The organism is Serratia quinivorans (genome assembly GCF_946227985.1).
In the GTDB taxonomy this organism is placed as follows: Bacteria; Pseudomonadota; Gammaproteobacteria; order Enterobacterales; family Enterobacteriaceae; genus Serratia; species Serratia quinivorans_A.
On sequence record NZ_CAMKGL010000013.1, the window covers coordinates 111,792 to 134,442 of the forward strand.

The window sequence follows — 22,651 nt, forward strand, 5'->3', positions numbered from 1 at the left end:
GATTAATCCCTATCAAGGGATCACCAATACCGGACTATCGTCAGGCAGCTTTTTCCCCCGATAGAGCAAACTTGCTTTAACGAGGTAACCTTTGGTTCGTTTAAAAGCACCTGTGCGTTCTGATGTTTCATACAGGTGTGCAAAATAAAATCGTTTACCCTTAACCCGGCGATGTTTCTCCAGGCGTTCAAAGTCTTCCTGCAGGGCTTCTCGTTGAGAACCTTCCAGGCCAGCCTGTTTCAGGTACAAATAAAAAACTCCAGGTACGGTGATAAAAACAAAACCGGAAACAAGATGAACCCTTGCGCCGACGGAATTGGTGGGGATCTCATTAGAGTTGAGTCCATCAGCTAACCACCCCCAAAAAGCCTCTCCGGGAGTTGTAGCCCCATCGCCTTCAATACCCACTTTTTGTGATTGCGAGGGAACAGGGTCAATAGTTTGAGGGGAGCAAACTTCGGTTGTTGAAAATACCTCTTCGGGAGCGATATTATCGATATCGTCTGACTCCTGGTTTATTTCGGCAGCCTCAACTACCTGAGTCACCTCAGCAGTACATACAGGACTATCGGCAGGCATAAGGCCTTCATCTTCGTGAGGGGCGTCCCCGAACTCCTGTTCTGTCTGGTTCACCGGAGCAGACACCTCAACCGCCATTAATGACAACAGAGCCTGCATATCCTCCTCAACGCCGACCACCGCTTCAGACGCCAGGACCATCTCAGCCAAAGGCTTATCGTTGACCGGTGCATCCAGAGCAGAGCTCAGTAATTCCGTCGTCGCTGTCTCTTCGGGCTGATTTAATGTCTCCGCCTGCAACGGCTCCTCAACGAGCGGTGTATTGGTGCTGCTGACTGCACTTTGCAAATCAACTGCGGGTACTGAAGAGGTGATATTTTCAGTAGGCGGCGCCACCGACGGTAAGGCTACGGTCAATGTGTCGGAGATAGATACCGGCGAAGACGATACGAACAAACCATCGCCCCGCGCCAGCTTGGCCGCGTCCAGGATAATGTCGTCTATCGCAGATAATGCGCTGGGTTGTCGGGAAGCGATCGCCATCAACGAATGTGTAGCCGCCGGCAATGTTGATAGCCAATCGATGACCTCTGCAGGCAACAGCCGTGCCGCAATCATTGCACTTTGACTTGATGCCAATGCAGGGGCTGACGGAGTCACCCTGAGGCGAAAACGGTAGGGTTCGCTCGGCACCGTCAGACCAGGTAACCAGGCACGGCCACTTTGGAACTCACCCTGCAGCTGGCTTAACAATGGCAGGTAATGCCAAAGCGCAGCGTAAAACACCACGACATTCCACTGCACATTCTGGGCTGATTGCTCTTCTGGCGGCGCGCCTGGTGGCAGCATGTGCCCTTTGGCCAGACGCACCGCATAGGTCGTCGTCTGCAGGGTAACATCAACTAACCCCCCTTCCCTGGCATACTCACCCTGCGGCGCTGCCGGCAACACCTGCATCAGCGTGACCAGCTTGTGAAGTGGTTGCAGGTAAAACTGCTCGTACAAATCCTTTGGCAGTGCACTGTTCTCCCACAGCTGCTGCAGGCACTGTTTACGGGCTGGTATGTCCAGCAGCTGCGTGGCGGACTGCGGCATAAAATACCCCGCCGGCCCCGCAGGTGATGAGGCTTTGCTCCTGGTCGGCATTTCTGGAGTGCCGACCAGCAGCGCCTTGATGGCCTTCAGCATGCTGCCGTGCCCCCTTCTCTGTCATCCACGACTTCATCGTCGAGAAGCGTCTGCAGCAACGCGTTCGTGACCAGGGTTTTCCGCGCGCGGGTGACAGCCACGTACAGCAAATTGGTCTCATCGGTGCGTTCATCCTCGGGTAACAGCGGATCGGTGATATCGATAAAGTCTTCATTCAGGACAACCACCGGCCACTCCAGACCTTTACTGCGGTGTGCTGTAGAGACAGTAACCTGAGCCTTGGCCTCGTCAGTGACCGCATGCTCACGCATCACCTGCAGCTTCTGCGGCAACGGGAAATACTGCTCAAGAAGCCGTAGTCCCTGGTTCATCTCCGGGTCTTTGCTGGCTTTGGCTACCGACTCGTATTCCTCAAAATCACGGTAGGCTCGCGACAAAGTCGGCGAACGCATACGTTCAGGCATATCTGCAGAAAACCAGTACAGGTCCTCCAGTTCCTCGGTCTTGTAGCCGGTAATGTCACCGATCCAGAACACCTTTTTGCCGGCCAGGCTGGCGTCAAGTGCTGTGCCAATCACCCCGGCAACGGTACGGCTTAACACCGTCACATGCTGGTCCTGCGCTTCCGCCGTGAGAGAGGTCAACACTCTGTCCTCTCCACCATCACCAATAACAGGCAGGGTTTCGCCCTGGCGGGCCAGCAGCATGTTGGCCACTCTGGCCACCGCAGGTCCAAACCGGAAGCTGTGGGTCAGGTTCAACCGTTCCGCATCAACCAGGGCCGGTGCATCAAGTGCATTCTCGGCGCCACGGAACCGATAAATTTGCTGATGACGGTCACCGACCAACACCACGCTACAGCGCTGCGACAGCACCAGGCTCTGTGTGACCGGATTTGCATCCTGAGCCTCATCAAACAGCAGCGTCTGCCAGCGCTTCGAGAGGTCTGGTTGAGAGATTTGGTACAGCTTGAGATAGACATCGTGCGTGACAGGAAACGTGCCGTCCTGGCGCACAGATTCGCGCCAGAGCTGTTTCGCTGCGGTCAGGATTTTCTCTGCAGAGAGTCCGCTGCGAGCCTCTTCATCAGGCAGATGTTGCCCCCCAAATTCGTTGTCGGCACTGCACAGAAAGGCACTGAAGGTGGTGATCGCCGTTCTGGCCAGAGGCCAGTGACGGGTATTGAGTTGACGTGCGACGTCAGTGATCCGCAGATTCCCCGTTAACCGCTTCTCGTAATGCCGGCCGAAATTTGGCCAGGCCAACTGATGTGAGGTCATGCACACAACATTAAACGGGAATTTCTGAACCGCTTCATCCCTGACGGCACGGCTATAGGCGAGATAAAGCATCTTGATGTCAGGATTGGCCAGAGCAAAGCGCACCAGGGTTGATGTTTTGCCCGTACCGGAAAAAGCCCTGACCACCAGTTTGGTTCCAGACCAACCGATGATGGCGGCCTGTTCAGGTGTATCACAATAAGACATCAGCAGAACTCCGTAAATCTTGACCGACGCTTATGCTGCGCAGGTCAATACGGCAATCACCACAGAAAAACCTTTTCCGAGTTGAAAAGGTTTCCTGTGATTAGCCGCTTTTAGGTTGATCGTAAGTCATCAACCCCGCATTGCTGGAGTCTGTCAAAGAAATATAATAGGCAATATCAATATGTTCAGAGTTGATGCCAAAGCTAAATATTTTAATTTTTATCAGGTTTCCCTGGTGCCAAATACTACAAAGTTCAGGTGATTTTATTACGGGGTGTTTTGGCAATTCACAAAATTCGTTCACGTGTGAAAACCCACCCTCACTGTTATTGCGCATCCATCTTCAATATACGGAGTCACCTCCAACGTTGAGTTAGCGCTTTCTCTAGTGTTGTGCGCTGTAGCATCACCTGAGCGTTATGCTCATTCCGCAAGGAGCTAATCATAACGCTCAGAAGCTTCAGTTCGGCATCGCGGCCTCCACACTCAGGGGCATAGGTAACAGCCCCATATACAGGGCGGTTTTGGTCAGTTCTCTGAATTATACTGCTTTATTCTAAGTGGCCATTTTCCCAACCAATGCATCGGTGTATACATCACCAATCGACGTTCATTTGCCAATACATTCCCAAGTACAATTTCACCGGGTATGCCAAGTGATGATAGCTGGATATATGCCATCGACACAGCCACTGTATCGATGTCAACGCAGGAAACCCACATATGCTCTGAAGGTTCATCCCCCAACGCCTGCATCTCCACTGCAGCTGCAGTGGAGATGCCGCCGGCACCACAGCCAGGTTCACTGATGGTGACAAACGGCTGAGTTAGCAATTTTTGTTCCAGCCCGGTGAACTGCAGCTTGGCTATCATAGATGCCACGCTCCAGGGCGTGAAAAACTGCCCACGGTGTTTATCCCCGAGCTCGAGCTGCATGAACGTCATCCCCAGAAAATCACATGCCTGAGCATTCAGCGCAATTCGTACTAGGCCAAGTAAGTGCGCCAGGCGCTCGGCGTCTTCACGTTCATACCCTTTGATGATGTTCAGATACTGTTTCTCCAGTCCTTCGTCTGGACAGAAGCGATTATGCATCGCTATTGCGCCACACTGAACAAAGTCGGAGAAGACCTTATAGGGGTCAGTTTGGATATCGAAAATTATTGTACGTTAAGGTTGTTTTTTGACCTTTCCACTTTAACTGGCCTTAGCCGACGAAACTTACCGGAAGCCGGTATCCATCGTCCCGAAGACAAAATTACCGGCACGGTCACATCGTCCATCACCTATACGGGTGCCGATGTCTCCCGGTGAAGCGGCCACTGGGGTAATTAAAGCGCTGTTGAGATCATAGAAAGCCAGCCTTGGCGCGAATCCCATCAGCAGAATATGACTTTGTTCAATCAGTGCAAAGGAGCCAAGGCGTTCAGGCAGCGACCAGCGCATCACAGCATCATTGCCTTCTTCTATGACGAGCAGTTCACTGGCTTCAATGTCAGTCCAGTAGAGCCTGCGGGTTCTTTCACACCACATAGGACACTCTCCAAGCGTATTCCTGACCTCAGCTGCAATTGAAAACATGATAATCCTCCGGATGAAAAGGTCGTACTGCGCGATGGTAAAAGTGGATAACGCAGTTACTGCAGAAAACGTGCAGAGAGCCGATCGCCGAAAAGCATGACGGCAAGTCCGATCAGCATGACAACCATTCCCCCCAGCCTGAGTAACGAAACCGGACGCCGCACAGCCCCCAGCAACCCATAGTGGTCAATCATCTGCGAGGAAAGTAACTGTCCGACAATCGCCAGCCCGATCAGAGCTGAAAACCCGATTTTCGGCGCAAGCACGACATAGCTGAACAGGGCACATGCGCCTATCATTCCGCCCGCCAGACTCCAGAGGGGTTGCGACGGGATCGCTGCTAGCGATGTCATCACCCCTCCCCTCAGCAGCGCGTAAACCCCCAGACTGAACGCCCCCGCCGTAAAGGAAAACAGCGCCGCAGTGACCGGGTCGCCGCCCAGTCCCTTTGCCAGCTGGCTGTTCAGGGTCGTCTGCAAGGTGATCCCCAGGCCTGCGGCAAAAGCGATTACGTAATAGATCATGCCCATGCTTTTCATCCTGGTCAGTCGGCCTGCACCAGCGGCAGGAAGGTGTCAGCAAAAATGTCAGGCTGGTAGCCAGAGGCTGCAAAAAGGTGCTCACGCGACTCATCAATCGCCGCACGCAGTCGCGCGCTATCTACGCCCAGCACCTTACCGTTCTGTTTAACGATGCGTCCGCCGATCATGACGGTGTCGATGTTGCTGCGCTCGGCGGCATGAACCACCGTGCCAAAGGCATTGCCAGACGGGTAAAGATTGAGATCACTGGAGCTAATCAGCACCAGGTCGGCTTGTTTGCCTGGCGTCAGGCTGCCCACTTTGTCCTGCAGCCCTGCACAGGCAGCGCCATCAAGAGTCGCGGCCTTAAGGAGTTGCGCCGCCGGAAGCGTTTTCAGCGCATGTTCTGAATCGCAGCACTTCTGCTGATGCATGCCCATCACGCGCTGCAGGTAAAAGGCGACACGCATCTCCATAAACATATCGGTGCTGTACGACGTTTCATTGTCTACGCTCAGGCCAGGATTGATGCCATGACGCTGCGCGGCCTCTATGGCGAACATTCCGCTTTCGATGCCATAGTGCGAATCTGAGCGCGGGCAGACGTTCACCCGGACACCGGCCTCCCGCAGAATTTTCCATCCCTCGTCAGGCAGCGCCGTGCAGTGATTAAAAATATTGTCCGGACCCAGCAGCCCCTGCTGATGCAGTGATTTAAGTTCAGCTCCCATCTCCGCACCAAAGAACTCAGTGACAATCGACAGTCCCAATCTGCGGGCCTCGGCCCACAACTCCGGCTCCAGTTGCGCCATGACGGCGAGAGAGACCAGGCTTTCAGGGTTGTCGGTGAAATACTTGTCCTGCAGACGCTGCCAGTTTCCCGGCCAGTGCGCTTTATCCCATTCGCCAGCTACCGGTGCGCCGGAAGCATGAATGGCACGAATGCCGGTATCAAGCAGGGCCTCGACGGCGGCATCGGAATGCGCTGCGGTTCGGCTGTTGTGCGAGTTATCGATCATCGTGGTGATGCCCGAGTCAATAGCGCCAAGCGCCGTCAGCAGGTTGCCAATATAGATATCGGCAGGACGGTAATATTTAGCGAACGAGAAGTGTGTGGCATTGCTGTAGTCGTCCAGGCAGGTAGCGTTTGGGTTAATGCGGCGCAGCTGTCCTTCCCATGCGTGACGATGAGAATCGACCATTCCCGGCATGGCGATCATGTTAGTGGCATCAATGACATGCGCACCCGGTACATCAAGGTTCTGGCCCACGGCGGTAATCGTTGAGCCGTTGATGAGAATATCGCCACGCTCAATGTTACCGACGTTCTCGTCCATGCTCAGTATCGTCGCGCCACGAATCAACGTAGCTTGTGAAGTGACATTCTGATTATTAACAATATTTCTGATGTAGTCGGTCATTAAACCTGCCTCTTTCCTGATTAATGGGGAAACGATACGCCACGTCATTAGCCTGAAAAAGGTGCTTAAAACGTTTTCATAATTCATAATTCTCGAACAATCAGACTCACTTTTACCCAGGAGCAGGACGATGGATCGGATTCAGGCTATGCAGGTTTTCACGCGGGTTGCTGAAGCCGGGAGTTTTGTACGTGCGGCAGAAACACTGTCACTGCCTTCTTCCACCGTCACCAGCACGATTAAAAACCTGGAGAAATACCTGCAGGTGCGTCTGCTGAACCGCACGACAAGGCGGGTCAGCCTTACTCCTGAAGGCCTGCAGTATCTGGCGCAATGCCGGGAGATCCTGTCACTAATTGAACATAGTGAATCCAGCCTGACTGATTCCATCAGACGCCCTCAGGGGCGGCTGCGGGTTGATATGCCTGGTGGGATCGCCCATTTCATCGTCATGCCCAATCTGAAAGACTTTTACCGGCTTTATCCGGATATTTACCTGATGATTGGCGTCAGCGACCGGCAGGTCGATCTTGTTCAGGAAGGAGTGGATTGCGTCATCCGAACCGGGGAATTAACTGACTCCACACTGGTTGCCCGTCCGCTTGGCCGGTTTCGCTGGGTAACCTGCGCCTCTCCGGACTATCTCAGGGAGTACGGTGTCCCTGAGACGCCGGAAGCGTTGTCACAGCATCGGGCGATTCATTACTTTTCCGGTTCGGTAAGGCGCACTAATGAACTGCGTTTCACACGAGGCACTGAGCCCTTCTCTGTTCAGGTTGAGGGGGATGCAGCCGTTAATGAAACGGGACTCTACATCAGACTGTGTCTTGAAGGTTTTGGGCTGGCACAGCTTGCTGAGAATGTGATTTCGGAGAATCTGCAACAAGGCAAACTGGTCGAGGTTCTGGCGGACTGGCAGCCACCCTCCGTGCCGGTGACGATGCTCTATCCGCATCAGCGTTTTCTCTCTCCCGCCGTGCGTGCTTTTGCTGACTGGGTCGCTGGACTTTTCAACGAAGGAGCAGGTGAGAAACGGTCTTCCCGGTAAAAGACGGCTCCGGTAACAGGAAAACGCTTCAGAACGACAATTAATAGCATCCTCAGCAGAGGAACCGATCGTTTCCCCTGCTGTGTCAGCTAATTCAACCCAGCTGCTGTACAGGCTCCAGGTGAGCGTTTCGTCCGGCAGCCATTCCAGTGCAGGCACCTGCGACTGCGATTGCTGCGGTCATCAGTAATGGCACCGTCCAGCCTCCGGACAACTCCTGTACTTTGCCCAGCAACAGCGGACCCATCGCAGCCATCAGATAACCGACACTCTGAGCCATGCCTGACAACGCGGCAGCATCACCGGCGTTTTTAGTACGCAGCCCAATGAAGGTCAGACCCAGCATCATGCTGGCACCTGAGCCGAAGCCGAGAAGCGCAGCCCAAAGCATCGCCAGATTCGGCAAATACAGGATGCCGATAAATGACACCGCGGTTAACAGGCTGACGCCAGCAGTAGCTAATTTCTGATCGTTAAGACGACGCAGCGTGGCTGCCAGAATCAGGCCGGGAATGGCGGTGGTAAGCTGAAGGATGCCATGTACCTCACCAGCCTGAGCTGAGGAGAGTCCACTGTCCGTAAGAATGGCTGGCAGCCAGCCGACAGCAACATAAAACGGCATCGCATTCAGGCCCATAAACAAGGTGACCTGCCATGCCAGAGGCGAGCGCCAGACCGCGACGGTCGCCGCTTTTTTCTCACCCGCTGCTGGCAGCTGATGCTTCTTTTTTAACTGAGGCAACCATAAAAGCAACGCAAGTAGCGGTGCTATAACCAGCATGGCTAACGCGATGTTCCAGCCCCAGCTCTGCGTCAGAGGAATGACAATGGCAGAGCCAATTGCGCCAGCGGCGCCCATGGTGATGGAATATGCTCCTGTTACGGAAGCTACGTTGCCAGAAAAGTCACGCTTTATAAGGCTAGGTAGCAGGACATTGCCCAGGGCAATCCCGATACCTATCAATATGGTTCCGCCATAAAGCGCCCAGACACTGCCTGTGGAGCGAAGCAGGATACCCGCTGAAATCACGACCAGGGCACCCAAAAGGGTGCGCTCCAGACCGTACTTCCGGGAAATCGATGCACTCAGGGGAGAAAATGCGGCAAAGGCCAGTAAAGGCAGTGAGTTAAGCAACCCAACGGCAGTGATACTTAGTCCAAAATAATGGCGAACGGACTCTAAAACGGGTGCGATAGCGGTAAATGGAACACGCAGGTTAATGGCAATAAAAAGGATGCCGATCACAAGTATAATTGGAGACCACTTGTTCGTAGTGTGGGACATAAATTTTGCTTTCTCTGGTAAAAAGAAAGACTTTAAAGGACGCATGAGTTACAGAATATAGATAATCTGACAACATATAACTAAATCATGCCAGTTAATAAAAAAACGGTGACCTCACCGGATGAGTTTAATGCCGATGCTTTCAGTCAGGCTGCTATCGCGCTGCATGTATCATCGTCAGGCGAGTATGCAGGTCAGAGTCCGCACGCTCACCGTAAGGGACAACTTATTCTCTCTTTGCGCGGTGCAGTGAGCTGTAAGGTTCAGGATGCGCTGTGGCTTGTTCCACCGGGACATGCTGTCTGGGTTCCGGGAAAAATCCCCCACAGTTGCCGGGTCACGAAGAATACAGACACCTGCTTTTTATTTATCGAGCCCGGCGCGGCAGCGATGCCGGAAACCTGCTGTACCCTTGCTATTACTCCTCTGGTCCGCGAGCTGGTTCTGTTTCTGGCAGAGCAGGAACATGCTTATTCGCCTGACAGTAAAACCGCGAGGCTGGCAGCCGTGCTGCTGGAACATATACCGGATGTGCCAGTTAAAGCGCTCCACCTGCCTGTATCCGATCATCCTAAAATCCGGAATATGGCTGAGGCACTTTTTAATGATCCTGATGAGCGGAGAACGCTAAAGCAGTGGGCTGCGCATCTGGCTACCAGCGAACGATCTCTGGCCAGGCTGATAAAAAATGCGACAGGAATGAGCTTTGGTCGCTGGCGTCAGCAACTGCATTTAATGATTGCACTGAGCCATCTGGCAGAAGGCCAATCCGTGCAGCACGTAGCCGGAACGCTGGGATATGATTCGGTCAGCGCGTTTATTACAATGTTCAGGAAAGCGCTGGGTAAATCGCCGACACAATATTTTGCGTCCCTAAACTAATGCAACCCAACACAAACCGGATTTTTACAAAGAACGCCAGCGTCCGCTTCACGCTCAAAGCTGCCCGTCAACGAGGTTAATCTCCCTAACTGCAGCCCGGGAGTACAAAAAACGACCTTAACGTACAATAATGCTTCAGTAAACGTCAACATGGTGAACTCCTTTAACAAGGGAGTTCACCCACAGTGGGAGAACTCCCCCACGGGAAAAAAAAGACCACCGAACATCGGTGGCCATAGGTTAATGCGTTAACAAGAGTCGGTGATTAGCCGGCTGCTGCATTCGGTGACAACGGTACCGAATCCTTGTCGGCGTAGGTCAGGTGGATCACTTCACCGGCCTCAACCTCAGCCGCTATTCGTCCGCCGTCGACATGCTCGCCGCGGTCGTAGCGATCGTAACCACTGCGTTCCGCATCAGGCATGTACCAGGTATGTTCCACCTGGCAACTGAACCGCTCCGACACTGTCCCGATAACCTCGCCGGCTGGCGGGTACCACGGGGAATCAAAGTGCACCGTCAGCGTGTTGATGCCGTCCCGCATACAACCGGCATTATGGCCTGATGGCCATTCGACGCCGTACTGCCGGCCATAGAGATCGGTCGTGGTCGGCACATCACGTAACAAAGCGCCTGAACCATTCAGTTCGGTCGCCAGACGCGTCGGGATCAGCATCAGCATATCGCAGGGTGCGGTATACTCAGGCATCATGCCCAAACGTTCCCAGCATATGCCGGCATCGATGTCAGGACTCACCCCCACCAGGCCGAACCAGTCCGCATACTGGCGAGACAGGACATCCGCCATACGCTCCTTCGCGACGTTGGGGATATTCTCCCATTTCACGGCGTCAAGACCCGACTGGCGGTAGAGACGCTCAATCAGACGGATGTTCTCGGTCGTTAACGTGACATCCGCCTTCAGCAACCCGAACCAGTGTTCAAAGGCCAGATTCTGAGGCGATGCGATCCCCGGGTGCATTAATAAACCCGGGTAAGGCACGTAAACGCCGGGTTTTGTCGTAGCTGGCTTCAGTATGCCGGCGCAGCCGGCCAGGAATAGCCGGCAGCTCTGCTGAATGGCGTGCCGGTAGTCAGGCACAACATGGCCATTGACCCATTGCTGCAGTTCATCCACAAAAACGGATTGGCCCGTGATCACTAAACGGTTTTTGCACCAGTTCGACATGGTCTTTCTCCTCTCTTAAAAAAAAGAGGGAGCTCTCCCCAGCGGGGGAAAGTCTCCCCCGTTGGGTCAGGTGTTACCTCATGATGGCCAGGACGATGATACTGCCCTGCCCTTAGTGGCCTTGCTCGCCATAGTGAGCCCGGTATACCTGGTGTTCGTCGCCATCAGCGACCAATCCCAGCTGTACCAATAATCCGCGCTCCCACGAGCCCGGACGTCGGCTACCATCGGCAATACAGGCCAGAATGTAATGGATCAGGCCCTCGACACTCTCAAGCTGAACGGCCGCGCCACAGGTCTGCTGAAGCTTCAGCATGTACGCCAGCTCGCCGGCAATCTCAGGGTCAACGGTGACCTGCAGCCCCTTGTTGGTGGTTTTAGTCATCGGTTATCTCCTGTTCTGTTTCACCGATCACGCCCAGCTCTTCCGCCTGACGCAGATACGGTGATGATGGGGTAAAGGGACTGGCGCCCAGGCGTACCAGGTGGTATTTATCCACCAGGTTGTTGATCGCCTCAAACGGCCGCACTCCCGCTTCCTGTAAAGCCATCACGCACTCCGCTTCACACAGATCGGTATCGTTTAAGGCCAGGCCAAAGTATTTGGCCAGTAACCTGCCGGCAATGGTCTGCCAGTAACGTTGTTCAATCGTCATCACCAGACTCCTCATGCCGCAACGGCAGGATCGGTTGTCACCGCTTCCGCCAAGGGTTTCAGTAAAAACTCTGACGCCTCACGGGCCTGTTTTGCCGCACGAAACAGCGCGCGCTTATCTTCACGCAATACCCTGAGCCAATGTTCAAGGTAACTGTCGTGCTGGATGTCGCCAAAGACGCCAAGCTGTGCGCACATAAAAGCACTGCCCAGCTCCGCCACCAGTTCCTCGAACGCGTATACCGGGTCCCCGAACGCCCGGGAGGAAGACGTGATCCCCTCCCGGTTGAGCCGTGTTGCATGACCGGTGCTGTGCACCAGTTCATGCAATAACGTCGACCAGTAATCCGCCTCGGTTCGAAATTGCTGAACCTGTGGCAGGACAATCTGGTCGCGACCCGGCGCGTAATAGGCTCTGTCCTGGTAAACCTGTTCAACCCGAACGCCACAGGCGTCAACGAGGGTGCTGACCTGAGCCTGTGTTTTCGCATCGACCAACGCCCCCTCCTCTTCCGGCTCCTCTGCCGGCGTAATGCCGACAACTTCCGGGAGGTCGTCGCATTGGGCAACGTTAAACAGGTACAACGGCTTCAGCATGGGTATTCGCATTTTCAGCGGGTTCCCCTCTTCGTCAAACAGCTGCCGGCCGTCAGCATCCTCCACTTGCTTGTCCCAGGGTTTGAATACCACGGCCAGCGTCGCGGTTTCGCCGGCACGCACATACCCACCAACGGCTTCCGCCTGCTTGTAGGTGAGCCAGCGATTGGAGTGAAAACCCCTTTCGTCCGCGGCCATCCATAACAACAGCACATTCACGCCGCTGTAGTGGTAACCGGTCGTGCCGTTCTGCGGCATGATGGCCGTCGACGCGCCGCGGCCCTTGTCGGTCCGCCAGGGCTTGCGCCAGGGCAAGGTTCCCGTCTCGATGGCGGCAATGATTTTGTCCGTAACCTGTTGGTACAGGTCAGTACGTTCGCGACGGGCTTTTGCCGGCCGACGTGATGATGATGTTTTTTTCATGGAGTGCTCCTCGTAAAAAAGGCGCATTCCTCCCCTAGCGGCGAAGAATACGCCCCAGGGGACAGAAAAAAGTGGTTAGAGAGCGGGGTAACGCAGTGCCCCTTTCGGGTTTACCGTGTCAACACGCTGTTTCAGCCGTTCGAACATGGCCAGATAGTCTTCCCGATCGGCGGGCTTTGCCCGCTTGCAATCGGTATGACAGGCCGTGGCCAGCAAGTTGATGGACCGCTCACGCCAGTGTTTAAACTCATCCTGGCTGACACAAACCGAGTAATGGACCTCGGCCAGCTGCAGCATGCGGGCGGTTATACGACGGAAGTCGGCGACACACACCCAGTTAACCGTGGCAACGTGCATATAGACCGTTTCGGGTAACAGGTGGATCCAGAGCTCATGGCCTTGCGACAGTATTCGCTCGATACAACTGTCGTTCAGCATCAGCTCCTCGCCAAAGTCGTCGCCGCCAGCGAGCCGCCGGGACGTTTCATACCAGGCTTCATCCTTTTCGGGATGGCAACCGTCGGCATACGCCAGGTGCTTGATACGGCCGGTGGCGTTTCGTTCGCCCACAGCAGGCATCAGATAGACGCCGTCGTCTTTGGCCAACACCAACGCACACTGATTGGCGCGGACTTCAGCCACCACGGCGCGCAGTTCTGCAGGGTTAAAATGCAACATGATAAGTCTCCTTAAAAAGCGGAGACGACTTCCCCTGGAGGGGAAGCCCCTCCAGGGAAATAAAACGTTATGGCCAGCGCGGTGGTGTTACCACGAAGCCCGGAAGTAAAGGTGATACCGACTAAAATCGAAACCGGTAAGTACGCTGTTAACGTACGTTTTCAGTAAGTCGACCTGCATCCAGTACACATCGCAGTAGTCGCGAGAGTCATCAGGGAACTCCTCATGGCAGTTCGCTTCATTCAATCGTGACAACAGCATCTGCAGCATCTGGATGTCATTGCGGTCGAACGCCATCAGCTCACCGCTTTTGACGTCCCCGACACTGTTGGCCACCCAATGCATCAACGCAGTAAACCCGCGAAAATGACAGGAGTGAACCAGCAGCGGCGGATGGTAGTGGTTACACGTTTTGTGGTTGTATATTCGCGGCGCCTGCACACAATCACCGCCGTCCTCCAGCCACGCTGGTGAACACGGCACCCAGTCGCCAACGGGTGTCCAGTCGCCGTTAACCGGCAACATCGGATAGTCAGCCTTACGCTGACGGAAAAAGTTGATATCAAGCCCCATGGGTCACTCCTCTCGGTATACGGACAGGAGCTCCCCTGCAGGGAGGCCCTGCCGGGTGAATAAAAAAATCGCGACTATGCCGCCGAATGCGCCTGATTCAAACGCGCCGCCAGCACGTCATCCATGCCGACAATAACGCACCAGCGACAAAGCAGTTCATCGGGATCATCGTTATGACTGCTATACCCTTCCAAATGGTAAAGAATGGAGTCATCAGTCAGTGCCGCCTCATCCACTTCACCTGGAGCAATAAGTTCTGGGCGTTTGAGGTGGTGGCGCAACCAGAGTAGTGGCAACTCCCATCCTGGATATTTGGCGAGTTTGGAGTCGTTCCGCTCTATCCGTACAGAGCCAGGGCACAGGTTATGAATCAGTGTCAGAACCAGTCGGTGAAAAAAGTCGGGGCGCTGAAAGAACCCCACACGTTCTTCGACGTCAGGCACCGGTTGCATCGGACTATTTTCCTCTGATTCCGGTGATACACGTAAACCGGCCGTTTCGAAGATCATGCCATCAAACAGCTGGCCGGCTTCCGTGATACCTTCTGGCCGGGCTTCATCCGGCAACAACCAGAACACCTCGGTTACCGCCAGGGTGAAATCAATCCACTCGTCCTGGGACGGTGGTGCGACAAAATACACGTTCATACTCACGATAAATCCTCCGGTAACAAAAAATTGGGGGGATTTATCCCCCTGACGGGAATAAATCCCCGTCAGGGTGTGTGTCTGTCAGGCTGCCGTGCCGATCACCAAACCTCGAGCTCGCCAATAGCTATGTCGGCTTCGACATAACGCTTGCCTTGCTCCACGGCCTGTGTCCAATAAGACGCATGAATATCTTTGCTCAGTGTATCCAGGCGAGCCATAAGCGCTTGCCCGTTAGCGGAAAGTGTCGATATATAGCCGTACTGCATGACCAGCAGGAAACCACCAAAGGCCTCTCCCGCATTGATAACGGCATTTTCCACATCATTCAGCTCAGTGGGGTCTTCACGTTCAATACCCAATCCCAGGCGCTGGCAAGCCCGTATACTCATGAGCTTACCTTCAACCAGGCAAAGGAAATGAAACGCATCAAGCGCGGTTTTCACGTCAAGTACGTTGGGTAACTGGGTATGCATCGATAAATCCTCCACAAAAAGAAAAGCGGGATTTATCCCCATAACGGGTGTAAATCCCCGTCAGGGTATTAAGTGGGTAAACCGACAGCTCTAAAAGCGGTAACGCAGTCTGGCCAAATGCTCAGCATGTTGGCTAGCGAGTCGGTAAGCTTTTCTGCGCTCGGTATGTTTGCAAGCCAGCACAACATGGGGGCTTGCGTAGGTATATTCGCCTTTGTACCAACCTTTGCGCAGCGTCAGCAACGCGCTGACCGAACCATCATCACTGCAGATAACATGCGCGCGAACGGCAAAATTACCTGCTGCATTGACGTACCAGTCAGTAAAACGCGGCGGCGTCATGCGAAAAGGTATTCGCTGGACAGCCGATTTGACACGGTGCAGGGTTGAGAAGAAATCAGGAACAACTGAAGAAGTAAAAACAGACATGGTGTTTCTCCTGTAAAAAAGGGAAACACCGCTCCCAGGGGAAAGGTATTTCCCCTGGGATTGGATTGCGGTAACCGCAATCGTCAGTACATCAGTCAGTACCTTCATCACCGTTAAGTGATCCCTGTTCTCAAAGGTTAAACAGGGTTACCGCCACTGGGGCTTCCTCTTTCAGGCTACGAGGCTATTGGCAGTCACCCGAAGGCGTTTCTCACAGACCGCTGAAACTTTGGCTGGCACTCACCCGAAGGCGCTTCTCACCGAGTGCTGAAGCATTGGCTGGTTGTCCGAAGACAACAAGTAAGCCTGTTCATTTTCGAATCAAAAGAGAACAATGTCAACCACAGGAGAACTAAAATGCAGCCAGGTTATGTTTCTTAAAAAAATCAAGCTATATAATCAGTGTTCGAATCCTGACACTATCAATATCACGTCAACATGTTAAATATGGAAAAAAACTGTTATTAACAGCAACCATTAAAACCTACCAAATGTAATTGCAAACACATCAATAAAGAAATTATTTTAATATGGGACATGGCATAGTCCTAACCGAACAAAACCAACAAAAAATAAATATATTTTCACACCTGCAACCGTAACGTGAAAGTCATTCCCCCTTCTGGAGCGATTTCCGCATCTAGGCTCCCTCTATGTAACTCACAAATAGCACGTGCGATAGAAAGTCCCAACCCACTACCGCCTGAAGATCTCGCTCTGGAGCTTTCAGCGCGAGCAAAACGTTCAAACATATGCGGTAAAAACTCACTGCTTACCCCGGGCCCGTAATCACGGAAACGTACTGCTAGAAAACCGGGTTCGTCACATAAGCTGATCTCCTGATGCCGCCCCTCTTTGGCATAACGCAATGCGTTATCCATCAAAATGATAAATACCTGCCCCATACGATAAGGATCGACCAAAAGACTCGGTGAGGTATGTGATTCCAGAGTGAAAGTAAAGCCTTGTAGTTCAGCCTGCGGCCTCAACCAGAGGATCCGTTCTCTAAGTAATTCAACAATATTAACCGGAGACTTATCCAGTAACAGTTGCCCCGCCTGCGCCATGGATAACAGGTACAGATCATCAATCAAACGGTTAAGATGATGAAGCTGACTCATGACAAGGTTAAGCTGCTTCGTTTCACAAGGAAAAATGCCATCAATCATTCCCTGCATCCGTCCGGTCGCTGCAGTAAGGGGAGAGCGTAGCTCATGGGCCATTGCCACGTGAGAAGCCTTGAGTTCACGTTCATATTGCGAAAGGCGCTCCGTCATCGTATTAAAGTCGTTAGTCAGGTTGATGAGCTCTACCGGCGCTCTTCTTTCCAGCCCGACACGATGCGAAAACTCCCCTTCAGAGACCTTCCTCGCTATTTTCGCAATACGGGTAAATTGGCGTGATAGCGGACGGGCAGCATATAGCCCAAGGATAACAATTGTCGGTATAGCGACCAAAACTAGGGAACAAAGCAGCATCAAGTCAATAGAGGTGGCAGAAGGATTAGAGAAGTTTACGCCATACCAAGCATCCACCAGTTGATGATAGCGTGTGATATTAATGTCTGGGTCTGCCAACAGTTTCTGCATCTCTTCCCTGGTAGACTCAGGCATAGAGTGCAGTTTCCAAAGATATACCAGACGATAAGCACCCCACATACAACTGGCAATAATGATCACGCAACCAATAGCCAGTGAGAGGACCCGCAATAAAATCCAACGCGATAAAGATGACGGTTTGTGTGACTTGTCCATACTTACCTGAACCTGTATCCGAAGCCCCTGACGGTGAGCAGCACTCCAGTGACGCCGGCATTCTCCAATTTTTTACGTAGCTTATAAATATGCATGTCCATCACTCGCTCCATAGCCTCACTTTCTGGTAAACACTTTTCTAGCAACTCCTGACGTGAAAAAACCTTGGTAGGTGCACGTAAAAGTGTCGCCAACAAGCTGAATTCTGTCGGGGTTAGCTCGAGATTTTGGACTTTATCAGCGGAGGTTTCGACGGAGGCCACCATCGATTCAGTATCAAGGCGCAATGAGCCAAAAGACAGGCTCTCTTTCACATGATTTTGATAGTAATAGCGTCGCATTACCGCATGCACACGGGCCATCACTTCCCCAGGATGATAAGGCTTGACGATATAGTCATCGGCACCATAACGAAGTGCACCGATCTTATCCGTCGCATCCCCCATTCCGGTGATCATAATGACGGGAGTGTCACTCTTTTTCCTTAACTGGCTCAAAATTTCCGTCCCGTTGATACCCGGCAGCATCATGTCAAGCAAGATTAAGTCAGGCTTCAGGCGCTGAACCATCTCCATCCCTTTAGAACCATCCCCAGCCACTGAGACATGGAAATGCTCCCGTTGTAGATAAGCTTCCAGCACCTGTGCGGCATCACTGTCATCTTCAATAATCAATACATGTTTTTTGTCCATAACGTTTTCCTGACTACCAATAAATCCCTCTCATTCCTGTATAGTTACTGGCCGCTTTTACAGCCAGTAACTATGCGAAATTATGTCATGTTCAGCGTCATTGCTTGTCGAGTTGCTTAATAATCGCATCGAACCCCGCACGAGTATAGGCATCCACCCCATTGTTATCTGCCTGCGGCAAGCTGGATTGCTTCACAATCACCACGTTTGCTGTCGGATCAATGTATACCCATTGACCGTAAACACCAATTGCCGTATAGGCATGATGAGCGTTATTGCGGATCCAGAATTGGTCCTTATAGCTCCAGCCAGCCCTTCTGCCGCAGATCCACTTTCCGCAAATACATTAATATCGCCGCCAGAAGTGATGCTCTCTATGGCCTTGTACGGCAGGATTTTTTCCCATTAAATTCACCTTTATTCAATAACATCACGCCGACCTTAGCCAGATCTATTGCCGTAGCATTCACACCGCCGCCACAGGATGGGGTGCCTGATTTATCAACCAACACGAAGGCACCTCTGCTCATACCTAGTTTAGACCACAACCGATCTGACAATAACGTTTCAAATGTCTCCCCTGAGGCACGTTCTGTAAGCCAGCAAAGTACATCCGTAGTGGGAGTCACATAATGGAACTTATCACCATGTTTTCCCTGCTTTTTCAGTGTAGTTAAGAACTGACGAATAGTCCTCGGCCCATGGTCATTTTTGAGCTCAGGAGCCGCACCTTTCAACTCAGGTATATAATCCATGACCTTAGCATCCCTGTTTAACTTCCCTTCAGCAACGAGAAAGGTGGCCAGTATCCCGGTAAGTGATTTTGATACAGACATTACCAGATGGCGAGTGCGACTACTTTGCCCATCGAAGTAATTTTCGTATCTTATTTCGCCATTTTTTATGACGAAAACGAATCTGTTCGTGTCTGATGCAACATATCTGCGACAGTTTTTCGAAAAATACGATGAATAACCGGATCTTCAAAGTCGAAATTTATTTCGTTCATATTCAACTGAGGCTTACCTGTTCCAAGCGAGTAAACCGGCGTACCTGCAGTATCAATACTTTTATGGGGGAAAAACTCCTTTGCATGTTTAAAACTGTAACGATTATTTCTCTGGCTCAGCATGTTGTATTGCTCGATACCAAGTTCAGTACGTGTTTTGCCGGCACTAGAGATATTCTCACCTAGTCCGATAACGGAAGCCGAAGACTGGGCATAGACTGATGAAGTCAAACACAATGACATAATTATGGAGAAGAGTATCTTTTTCATTCAATGCATCCTGGTTATAATCCAGCACGAATTAAATACCGTTACTATCAAGATACTGCTAATCAATTGTCAATTTTTTATCAACTTGTGATTTTAATTGACATTCATTAGCATATTCCCACGATAAGCTCTACGCCCATAATTATTAATCCATAACAGTTTCAAACGACACTTTTTGCTAGGATGCCTTAGGTGTTTTTCCTGATTCATCATCAATAAGTTGATCTAAGAACCCCACCTCTACTATCATTCCTCAAGGCACACTGCTGGCAGAACCAGAAACATCCCCCCATCTACGGACTCAAGATGGATTTCATCACCAGATCTGTAAACGCTTAGCAGCCAGCAACTCAGTCAATCTGACTGGGAATCCCTGCCAGCGATAAAAAAACAGCTATTCGGTATGTATCATGGTGCATCAAGAACACTTTCGGGTAAGTGCTTGACGTGTCTGCTCACTAATGGCATCGGTAAGTTCATAACGCCGCCGATATACAGCACGTTTTTTACTCGGCACATCGCCTAACCTTTTCCTGATGATATTAATAGGTATCGAATAATAACCATGACTGTCTATATTTCCGCCAGACATTTCCCAGAAGGAGTCATAATCAGCATGCAAATGTTTAACCCTGTTTTTATACCTGACAGCCTGGTATACATGAAGTTTATTGGATACTGCGAAAATTTTATCCACGCTGAGCAGACTGGCAACCTGAATTAGAGACTCCAGAACAAGCCTCTTTGGGAACAAACCATACAGATTTTTTGTTGCCTGCTGGACAAGTTCTTGAGCGTTGTCATTATTAGGCCCCTGTAACCCACCTATAATTACAGACCTTTTGTTATCGCGTAAGCAAAGCACAAACGTGATTTCCGCCAGCATTTGTCCGGAACCGTCTCTCAGAATGATGCTGGCTTCCCCTTCTCGATCCAGCCTACATGTCGAAACAAACTGAAGGATAAATAGTTGATCATCTTTCCCCATAAACTGACACAAGCAGAGTCCGTCGGGCGACAGATGGCTCTTGAACGCTTCAACATCCAGGAAAGAGGTCAGCATGCTGTAATGGTAAAGGATGGCTTGCATCCTTTCTCCACTGGATAAGGCTGCGCTTACATACGGGCGGTGGATCCGACAGGGTAACCGGGGCTGATTTTGCAAAAGCTCATAATAAAGCGGATGACTCGTAAGAAGACTCAGTAACTGATAAGTTTTCACCGGCATAAGCAGAGAACGAGAAAAAAATTTAAATCGAAAGTGAGGAGAGTTCCAGAACCGGTGCGGCTGCAGATTACCGATAGATAAGGCCATGTAAAGTCCAAGCGGTGATTCAGGAAGTGAAACTGCTGTACGATTGTTTGAAATGTGAGACATTATGATATTCCGAAGCTAGCGCCTTCTACTTCATCAATACTGCAAAAAATAAATTCAGGTGTTCGTGCAGAATCAATGAGGTGAAATCGTATTTTATGATTACAGGGCACACTAGCGTGAAATAATCAATGACTGGTCAATACAACATCAATATTCAGTCAACAAAAGACACCAGATAATAAATTGATCAATGAATGAAAAACATGATTAAACATCTGAAATAATTAAGGTAACAGTGACAGATTACGATCTGCATCCTACAGACCAATCGCTGGAAAGCACTCACCAGGCCAACCCCGGCCGAACATTTTCAGGTTAGCACCCTCCTAAAACTCTGAAGCTGGGTACCCCGAATCGGGCGTGGTCGATGGATTTTGTTATGAAGGCACACTCATTGGAGACAAGTTATCCGGTTGATCCACTATCATTCACCGGGTCCGGATCGCCTTCAATGATTAAGACATGTTTCACAGACTCACATTGATTAAACATTGATAAACCCTTGTCGATTTCTTTATTATTTGTGGCGATACTTCCGGAGTTGTTAACAAGCATAATTCACTCTAGGAGCTCGTATGAAGGGGATAAAAAGGACACTATCGGTGATATTGTTTTTGCCATTTGTAACTTATGCATCATCTGTCGAAAATAAACATGAGATAACCGTTGGAATAGGAACACAGTATGCACCTACGTATATTGGAGCCGATAAATATGACGTGACAAACGCACCTTATTTTGAATGGACCAACGGGAGCTGGTTCGTGAGCTCAGAAAAAGGTATTGGGATTACTCATTCCTTTGATAATGGTTTATACTTGGGGCAGGCATTGGGGTATACATGGGGTCGAACAACTGATGGTGATTCGTGGTTACAGTCTGGCTCCGACCACCTCAAAGGAATGGGGAAAATAAACACAGCATTAAACTCAACAACAACTCTCGGTTGGTGGATGACTCCCTGGATTGGCGTTGAAGGAACCATTATCGCCCCCCTGACTGAAAGCCAAGGAGTTAATTACAACATAGGTGTTAATGCTGTTTTATTTAATGATGACAGCAACACGCTAACAGCCAGTGGCGTCATGCATTATGGCGACGCTCGTTATAATAACACCTGGTTTGGTGTTAATGAGAAGCAAAGCCGAAATTCAGAGTTCAAGAGTTTTAACTCTACAGGGGGCTTATACAGTGTCGATTATAGTATTAACTGGCAACACTTATTTAATGAAAACTGGTCTGGTTACGCGGCTCTACACTATACTACACTGGCTAACCATGTGAGGCACAGCCCCATCGTGCAGAAGGATGATTATTTCACTTTCACAATAGGTGCATTTTATTCTTTCTAATATGATAAAAGTATTTACGTAACTTTTTGTAACGTCGCAGCCCCGTGAGAGCTGCGACCTTTTTCACTACTCAATCAATATCGTTTTTAAAATACACTTGTTTAATATAACGTCCTCGTCCGTCTCCATGCCCTAAATCCATCGAGACCAATGCATTTGCTTCATCTCTGCTCATGCCATTTTTGATATGATGTGTTACAGCATCCCTTGCATAAGCATATCGCAAGCTGTGGGGGGCATCTTTTCCAGTCATACCTGCGTCACGCACGATATTTCTGTATCGTTCTATCGCCGTATGCAGAGACGGCTTATCAATCAGTTTCCCTCTATTCTCACCACAATGTTTTATCGCTTTATCCAAAATAGCCAAAATCTTCTCACGATTAAACACTGTTGTTTCCCTAGCGCGTCCCCCTTTTGTCCCGAAAATCACCTTAACCCTATCGTTGCCATTCAAGATGGCTTGCTTCCAGGTTTTTAGTGATTTGGCGGACTGGACTGTTTCTGAATAGACCCGGATTTCCTAGACGGTTCCGTGCCTCATGAACCAGGCACTTTCATAAACTGCAGGGGGTTGATCCTCACAGGCACTGTGGCGGCGTTTAGCATTATAAAACATCTCTACATAATCGAAGA

General features: G+C 51.0%; 23 protein-coding genes and 2 pseudogenes. 3 read left to right on the plus strand and 22 right to left on the minus strand.

The features are described from left to right. Nucleotides 1-12: 12 nt before the first annotated feature. The 6 genes and pseudogenes from OCH02_RS22905 to OCH02_RS22930 all read right to left on the minus strand — a co-directional run bounded on the left by OCH02_RS22905 (nucleotide 13) and on the right by OCH02_RS22930 (nucleotide 6,678). On the minus strand, nucleotides 13-1,707 hold the full coding sequence (locus tag OCH02_RS22905; protein ID WP_060558377.1) for a TraI domain-containing protein: 1,695 nt from the start codon (nucleotides 1,705-1,707) through the stop codon (nucleotides 13-15). Beyond that, nucleotides 1,701-3,155 (minus strand): UvrD-helicase domain-containing protein, encoded by a 1,455-nt coding sequence (locus tag OCH02_RS22910; RefSeq protein ID WP_060558375.1) that lies wholly within the window; start codon nucleotides 3,153-3,155, stop codon nucleotides 1,701-1,703. The genes OCH02_RS22905 and OCH02_RS22910 overlap by 7 nt, the downstream gene beginning before the upstream one ends. 528 nt (nucleotides 3,156-3,683) lie before the next feature. After that, a complete protein-coding gene (locus tag OCH02_RS22915) occupies nucleotides 3,684-4,250 on the minus strand; it encodes a type I restriction-modification system subunit M (protein ID WP_079007587.1) in 567 nt (188 codons plus the stop codon). Nucleotides 4,251-4,382: 132 nt separating this feature from the next. Then, nucleotides 4,383-4,736 (minus strand): annotated as a pseudogene (locus OCH02_RS22920) (SMP-30/gluconolactonase/LRE family protein); the annotation flags it as partial. Nucleotides 4,737-4,792: 56 nt separating this feature from the next. Continuing rightward, complete coding sequence (locus tag OCH02_RS22925; RefSeq protein WP_261433134.1) at nucleotides 4,793-5,266, minus strand: DMT family transporter; 474 nt, start codon at nucleotides 5,264-5,266, stop codon at nucleotides 4,793-4,795. A 14-nt stretch (nucleotides 5,267-5,280) separates the two neighbouring features. Next, nucleotides 5,281-6,678 carry an amidohydrolase family protein gene (locus OCH02_RS22930; protein WP_060558364.1) on the minus strand — a complete coding sequence of 466 codons (1,398 nt, stop codon included), beginning with the start codon at nucleotides 6,676-6,678 and terminating at the stop codon, nucleotides 5,281-5,283. A gap of 130 nt (nucleotides 6,679-6,808) precedes the next feature. Between OCH02_RS22930 and OCH02_RS22935 the strand changes: the two genes are divergently transcribed. Then, complete coding sequence (locus OCH02_RS22935; RefSeq protein ID WP_060558362.1) at nucleotides 6,809-7,726, plus strand: LysR family transcriptional regulator; 918 nt, start codon at nucleotides 6,809-6,811, stop codon at nucleotides 7,724-7,726. A gap of 94 nt (nucleotides 7,727-7,820) precedes the next feature. On the opposite strand, the gene OCH02_RS22940 is transcribed toward OCH02_RS22935, so the two are convergent. Continuing rightward, the gene (locus OCH02_RS22940) at nucleotides 7,821-9,011 is read right to left on the minus strand and encodes an MFS transporter (RefSeq protein ID WP_060558355.1); all 1,191 of its coding nucleotides are present in this window, start codon (nucleotides 9,009-9,011) and stop codon (nucleotides 7,821-7,823) included. 87 nt (nucleotides 9,012-9,098) lie between these two features. Here OCH02_RS22940 and OCH02_RS22945 point away from each other — a divergent pair, with 87 nt between their 5' ends. After that, complete coding sequence (locus OCH02_RS22945) at nucleotides 9,099-9,893, plus strand: AraC family transcriptional regulator (RefSeq protein WP_060558353.1); 795 nt, start codon at nucleotides 9,099-9,101, stop codon at nucleotides 9,891-9,893. A 265-nt stretch (nucleotides 9,894-10,158) separates the two neighbouring features. On the opposite strand, the gene OCH02_RS22950 is transcribed toward OCH02_RS22945, so the two are convergent. The 14 genes from OCH02_RS22950 to OCH02_RS23015 form a co-directional block, all read right to left on the minus strand. Beyond that, entirely contained in the window at nucleotides 10,159-11,082 is a 924-nt protein-coding gene (locus OCH02_RS22950; RefSeq protein ID WP_197819437.1) for a DUF1281 domain-containing protein, read from the minus strand. 112 nt (nucleotides 11,083-11,194) lie between these two features. Beyond that, on the minus strand, nucleotides 11,195-11,467 hold the full coding sequence (locus OCH02_RS22955; RefSeq protein WP_060558351.1) for a hypothetical protein: 273 nt from the start codon (nucleotides 11,465-11,467) through the stop codon (nucleotides 11,195-11,197). Next, complete coding sequence (locus tag OCH02_RS22960; protein ID WP_033648727.1) at nucleotides 11,460-11,738, minus strand: TA system toxin CbtA family protein; 279 nt, start codon at nucleotides 11,736-11,738, stop codon at nucleotides 11,460-11,462. Before OCH02_RS22960 ends, OCH02_RS22955 begins: the two co-directional genes overlap by 8 nt. An 11-nt stretch (nucleotides 11,739-11,749) precedes the next feature. Beyond that, complete coding sequence (locus tag OCH02_RS22965; RefSeq protein WP_006327926.1) at nucleotides 11,750-12,757, minus strand: ArdC family protein; 1,008 nt, start codon at nucleotides 12,755-12,757, stop codon at nucleotides 11,750-11,752. Nucleotides 12,758-12,832: 75 nt separating this feature from the next. Continuing rightward, nucleotides 12,833-13,435, minus strand: coding sequence for a DUF3085 domain-containing protein (locus tag OCH02_RS22970; protein ID WP_020439754.1), 603 nt, complete (start codon nucleotides 13,433-13,435; stop codon nucleotides 12,833-12,835). An 87-nt stretch (nucleotides 13,436-13,522) separates the two neighbouring features. Continuing rightward, a complete protein-coding gene (locus tag OCH02_RS22975; protein ID WP_006327929.1) occupies nucleotides 13,523-14,008 on the minus strand; it encodes a hypothetical protein in 486 nt (161 codons plus the stop codon). A 74-nt stretch (nucleotides 14,009-14,082) separates the two neighbouring features. Continuing rightward, entirely contained in the window at nucleotides 14,083-14,661 is a 579-nt protein-coding gene (locus OCH02_RS22980; RefSeq protein WP_135638622.1) for a hypothetical protein, read from the minus strand. A 95-nt stretch (nucleotides 14,662-14,756) separates the two neighbouring features. Beyond that, nucleotides 14,757-15,131, minus strand: coding sequence for a hypothetical protein (locus OCH02_RS22985; protein WP_006327931.1), 375 nt, complete (start codon nucleotides 15,129-15,131; stop codon nucleotides 14,757-14,759). Nucleotides 15,132-15,221: 90 nt separating this feature from the next. Continuing rightward, nucleotides 15,222-15,560, minus strand: a complete 339-nt coding sequence (locus tag OCH02_RS22990; protein ID WP_076606816.1) for a hypothetical protein — start codon at nucleotides 15,558-15,560, stop codon at nucleotides 15,222-15,224. A 584-nt stretch (nucleotides 15,561-16,144) separates the two neighbouring features. After that, on the minus strand, nucleotides 16,145-17,314 hold the full coding sequence (locus OCH02_RS22995; protein WP_020439756.1) for a sensor histidine kinase: 1,170 nt from the start codon (nucleotides 17,312-17,314) through the stop codon (nucleotides 16,145-16,147). A 2-nt stretch (nucleotides 17,315-17,316) separates the two neighbouring features. Next, nucleotides 17,317-18,006, minus strand: coding sequence for a response regulator transcription factor (locus OCH02_RS23000; RefSeq protein WP_006327934.1), 690 nt, complete (start codon nucleotides 18,004-18,006; stop codon nucleotides 17,317-17,319). 374 nt (nucleotides 18,007-18,380) lie between these two features. After that, nucleotides 18,381-18,911, minus strand: coding sequence for a serine hydrolase domain-containing protein (locus OCH02_RS23005; RefSeq protein ID WP_079007586.1), 531 nt, complete (start codon nucleotides 18,909-18,911; stop codon nucleotides 18,381-18,383). Continuing rightward, nucleotides 18,908-19,285 (minus strand): hypothetical protein, encoded by a 378-nt coding sequence (locus OCH02_RS23010; RefSeq protein WP_261433139.1) that lies wholly within the window; start codon nucleotides 19,283-19,285, stop codon nucleotides 18,908-18,910. The genes OCH02_RS23005 and OCH02_RS23010 overlap by 4 nt, the downstream gene beginning before the upstream one ends. Before the next feature lie 418 nt (nucleotides 19,286-19,703). Beyond that, complete coding sequence (locus OCH02_RS23015; RefSeq protein WP_076606744.1) at nucleotides 19,704-20,663, minus strand: VirK/YbjX family protein; 960 nt, start codon at nucleotides 20,661-20,663, stop codon at nucleotides 19,704-19,706. 575 nt (nucleotides 20,664-21,238) lie between these two features. On the opposite strand from OCH02_RS23015, the gene OCH02_RS23020 reads away from it, so the two are divergent. Continuing rightward, complete coding sequence (locus tag OCH02_RS23020; protein WP_076606743.1) at nucleotides 21,239-22,015, plus strand: MipA/OmpV family protein; 777 nt, start codon at nucleotides 21,239-21,241, stop codon at nucleotides 22,013-22,015. A 70-nt stretch (nucleotides 22,016-22,085) separates the two neighbouring features. Here OCH02_RS23020 and OCH02_RS23025 read toward each other — a convergent pair. Beyond that, nucleotides 22,086-22,520 (minus strand): annotated as a pseudogene (locus OCH02_RS23025) (integrase domain-containing protein); the annotation flags it as partial. Nucleotides 22,521-22,651 lie beyond the last annotated feature (131 nt).

Excerpts from the sequence above, each read along its gene's own strand:
- OCH02_RS23000 (WP_006327934.1), bottom strand. The coding sequence starts at position 18,006 with ATGGACAAAAAACATGTATTGATTATTGAAGATGACAGTGATGCCGCA.
- OCH02_RS22970 (WP_020439754.1), bottom strand. The coding sequence starts at position 13,435 with ATGTTGCATTTTAACCCTGCAGAACTGCGCGCCGTGGTGGCTGAAGTC.
- OCH02_RS22925 (WP_261433134.1), bottom strand. The coding sequence starts at position 5,266 with ATGGGCATGATCTATTACGTAATCGCTTTTGCCGCAGGCCTGGGGATC.
- OCH02_RS23020 (WP_076606743.1), top strand. The coding sequence starts at position 21,239 with ATGAAGGGGATAAAAAGGACACTATCGGTGATATTGTTTTTGCCATTT.
- OCH02_RS22935 (WP_060558362.1), top strand. The coding sequence starts at position 6,809 with ATGGATCGGATTCAGGCTATGCAGGTTTTCACGCGGGTTGCTGAAGCC.
- OCH02_RS22955 (WP_060558351.1), bottom strand. The coding sequence starts at position 11,467 with ATGACTAAAACCACCAACAAGGGGCTGCAGGTCACCGTTGACCCTGAG.
- OCH02_RS22945 (WP_060558353.1), top strand. The coding sequence starts at position 9,099 with ATGCCAGTTAATAAAAAAACGGTGACCTCACCGGATGAGTTTAATGCC.
- OCH02_RS22965 (WP_006327926.1), bottom strand. The coding sequence starts at position 12,757 with ATGAAAAAAACATCATCATCACGTCGGCCGGCAAAAGCCCGTCGCGAA.
- OCH02_RS23010 (WP_261433139.1), bottom strand. The coding sequence starts at position 19,285 with ATGAAAAAGATACTCTTCTCCATAATTATGTCATTGTGTTTGACTTCA.
- OCH02_RS22990 (WP_076606816.1), bottom strand. The coding sequence starts at position 15,560 with ATGTCTGTTTTTACTTCTTCAGTTGTTCCTGATTTCTTCTCAACCCTG.
- OCH02_RS22915 (WP_079007587.1), bottom strand. The coding sequence starts at position 4,250 with ATGCATAATCGCTTCTGTCCAGACGAAGGACTGGAGAAACAGTATCTG.
- OCH02_RS22910 (WP_060558375.1), bottom strand. The coding sequence starts at position 3,155 with ATGTCTTATTGTGATACACCTGAACAGGCCGCCATCATCGGTTGGTCT.
- OCH02_RS22960 (WP_033648727.1), bottom strand. The coding sequence starts at position 11,738 with ATGACGATTGAACAACGTTACTGGCAGACCATTGCCGGCAGGTTACTG.
- OCH02_RS22950 (WP_197819437.1), bottom strand. The coding sequence starts at position 11,082 with ATGTCGAACTGGTGCAAAAACCGTTTAGTGATCACGGGCCAATCCGTT.
- OCH02_RS23015 (WP_076606744.1), bottom strand. The coding sequence starts at position 20,663 with ATGTCTCACATTTCAAACAATCGTACAGCAGTTTCACTTCCTGAATCA.
- OCH02_RS22985 (WP_006327931.1), bottom strand. The coding sequence starts at position 15,131 with ATGCATACCCAGTTACCCAACGTACTTGACGTGAAAACCGCGCTTGAT.
- OCH02_RS22940 (WP_060558355.1), bottom strand. The coding sequence starts at position 9,011 with ATGTCCCACACTACGAACAAGTGGTCTCCAATTATACTTGTGATCGGC.
- OCH02_RS22995 (WP_020439756.1), bottom strand. The coding sequence starts at position 17,314 with ATGGACAAGTCACACAAACCGTCATCTTTATCGCGTTGGATTTTATTG.
- OCH02_RS22975 (WP_006327929.1), bottom strand. The coding sequence starts at position 14,008 with ATGGGGCTTGATATCAACTTTTTCCGTCAGCGTAAGGCTGACTATCCG.
- OCH02_RS22905 (WP_060558377.1), bottom strand. The coding sequence starts at position 1,707 with ATGCTGAAGGCCATCAAGGCGCTGCTGGTCGGCACTCCAGAAATGCCG.
- OCH02_RS22930 (WP_060558364.1), bottom strand. The coding sequence starts at position 6,678 with ATGACCGACTACATCAGAAATATTGTTAATAATCAGAATGTCACTTCA.